A 2,284-nucleotide genomic window follows, 5' to 3' on the forward strand; every position below is an offset into this window, starting at 1 on the left:
CGGCGGCGCCCTGATCAACATGAACGGCGAGATCATCGGGATCAATTCGGCGATGTACGCGGCCGGCTCGGGCGGCGGGTCGGGCGGGTCCGGGGCCCCGTCCTACCGCGACCGCGAGGCCGGCCATGCGCTGCGGGCGACCGGAGCGGGGTTCTTCGCCGTCCCGGGTGTCTGGCGCGGGTTCGACCACGCCGCCATGGCCCACCGGCTCGCGCAGTCGCTCGCCGCCCCGCCCCTGGTGCTCACGGCGTGCGGCACCCTCCCGGAGGCCGACCCAGCTGTCCTCCCGCCCCCGCGCCCGCCCATGCCCTCGCCCCCGCCCCCGCCGGCACCGGCACCGGCACCGGCACCGGCACCGGCACCGGACGGCGCCGAGGTCCGCTGGGTCCACTGGACCTCCGGCACGACCGCCGAGCCCAAAGGGGTACTGCACACCGACCGCTCGCTCATCGCCTCCGGCGCGCACCTCGCGGAGGCGCTCGCGCTCACCTCGCGGGACGTCGGTTCCATGGCCTTCCCGTACGCGCACGTCGCCGGTCCCGTCTACACGGTCATGCTGCTCCTGTGCGGTTTCCCGGCCGTACTGCTGGAACACTTCGCGCTGCCCGGTTCGCTCGGCGTCTACCGCCGGCACGGCGTCACGGTCGCGGGTGGCTCCACCGCCTTCTACTCCATGTTCCTCGCCGAGCAGCGCAAGGAACCGGGGCGCACGCTCCTTCCCTCCCTGCGGCTGCTGGCGGGCGGCGGCGCGCCGAAGCCGCCGAGCCTGTACCACGAGGTGGTCCGCGAGCTGGGGTGCCGGCTGGCCCACGGCTACGGCATGACCGAGGCCCCGGTCATCACCATGGGGGCCCGGAACGACCCGCCGCAGAAGCTCGCCCACACGGAGGGCCGACCGGCCCCCGGCATGGAGATCCGCGTCACCGGGCCCGGCGGTTCGCCCCTGCCGACCGGTGAGGACGGAGAGATCCTGCTGCGCGGCGAGGCCGTCTGCCGCGGCTATCTGGACCCCGAGCGGACCGCCGGGGCCTTCGACGCCGACGGCTTCCTCCGCACCGGCGACCTCGGGCACCTCACCGAGGACGGTTACCTCGTGCTCACCGGGCGGGCCAAGGACGTCATCATCCGCAAGGGCGAGAACGTCTCGGCGCAGGAGATCGAGCAGCTGCTGCACACGCACCCGGCCGTGGCGGACGTGGCCGTCATCGGGCTGCCCGACGCGGCGCGGGGAGAACGGGTCTGCGCGGTCGTGCAGCTCACGGCCGGGGCCGTACCGCTGACGCTCGGGGAGGTCACGGCTCATCTGCGGGAGGCGGGCCTGTCCGTGCACAAGCTGCCCGAGCAACTGGAGCTCGTGGACGCGTTGCCGCGTGACACCACGCTCCACAAGGTCCTCAAGCAGCAGCTGCGCGAACGCTACTCCCGCGGTCCAGCAGGCCCCGGAGGCTCCCCCACCGCTCAGTCACGCACCCGGTAAGTGGCCATGGCCTGCTCGAAGAAGGCGTCGACCGAGCGCTGCTCGTCCATCGGACCGATGACCTGGAGCAGGTGGTAGCGGTCGCCCTGGATCATGGCGGCGTTGCGTACGTAGACCTGGCGGCCGCTGCTGTCGTTCCAGTTGAAGGTGCCCTCCGCGGTCGCCGTGCGGCCGACGTCGCTGCGGCGCAGGCCGGAGGCGCCCGACCAGGTGGAGGCCCGGTACGGGGCCAGTTCGGGCTCCTTCTCCTGCTGGTAGGCCATGGGGTCGGCGCCGAACTCGGACACCTTGTCCCGGCCGGGGACGACGAGGAGTTCGTAGTCGCCGCGTACGTAGACCACCTGGCCGCGTTCGTTCTCGCCGCGCCGCTGCCAGTCGTCGGGGACGGCGACCGAGAAGCCCTGGGGGTCGTCGCGGACGGTGACCCCCTTGGCCAGGGTGCCGGGGCCGGTCGCCCGGGCCTCCTGGGAGGTCGGGGCGGACCGGTCGGCCCGCCCGGCGGTGCTCTGGTCCGGTGAGGAGGCGGGGCCGGCGCCGACCGCTCCGGTCGTGCCCGTACGGTCCGCCGGCGCCTGGCCCGCGCTCTCCTCGGCGCGCGGCATGAACAGCAGGGCGTACACCACGACGCCGATGAGGGCGAGCAGGATCGCGCCGAGCAGCAGCCTTCCCAGGCGGTGCGGGCTGCGGGTGCGGACCTCTTCCTGGAGGTGCCCCACCTTCTTGTGCCGGCCGTGCGCGGCCGGAGCCGGGGCGGGCACGGGCCCGGCGGAAGCACCACCGGACCCGCCCGCGCGGGCGCGGCGGCGG

Annotated in this window: 1 protein-coding gene and 1 pseudogene; one reads left to right on the plus strand and one right to left on the minus strand. The window is 74.4% G+C overall.

The window, feature by feature from the left end; all coding sequences use genetic code 11:
* A partial coding sequence (locus tag AB0K09_RS32685; protein ID WP_366069021.1) for an AMP-binding protein occupies positions 1 to 1,477 on the plus strand: 1,477 nt, incomplete at its 5' end.
* Here AB0K09_RS32685 and AB0K09_RS32690 read toward each other — a convergent pair.
* A pseudogene (locus tag AB0K09_RS32690) lies at positions 1,459 to 2,284 on the minus strand (serine/threonine protein kinase); the annotation flags it as partial. The gene AB0K09_RS32685 and the pseudogene AB0K09_RS32690 sit on opposite strands and share 19 nt — an antisense overlap.

Source organism: Streptomyces sp. NPDC049577 (assembly GCF_040675635.1).
Classification (GTDB): domain Bacteria; phylum Actinomycetota; class Actinomycetes; order Streptomycetales; family Streptomycetaceae; genus Streptomyces.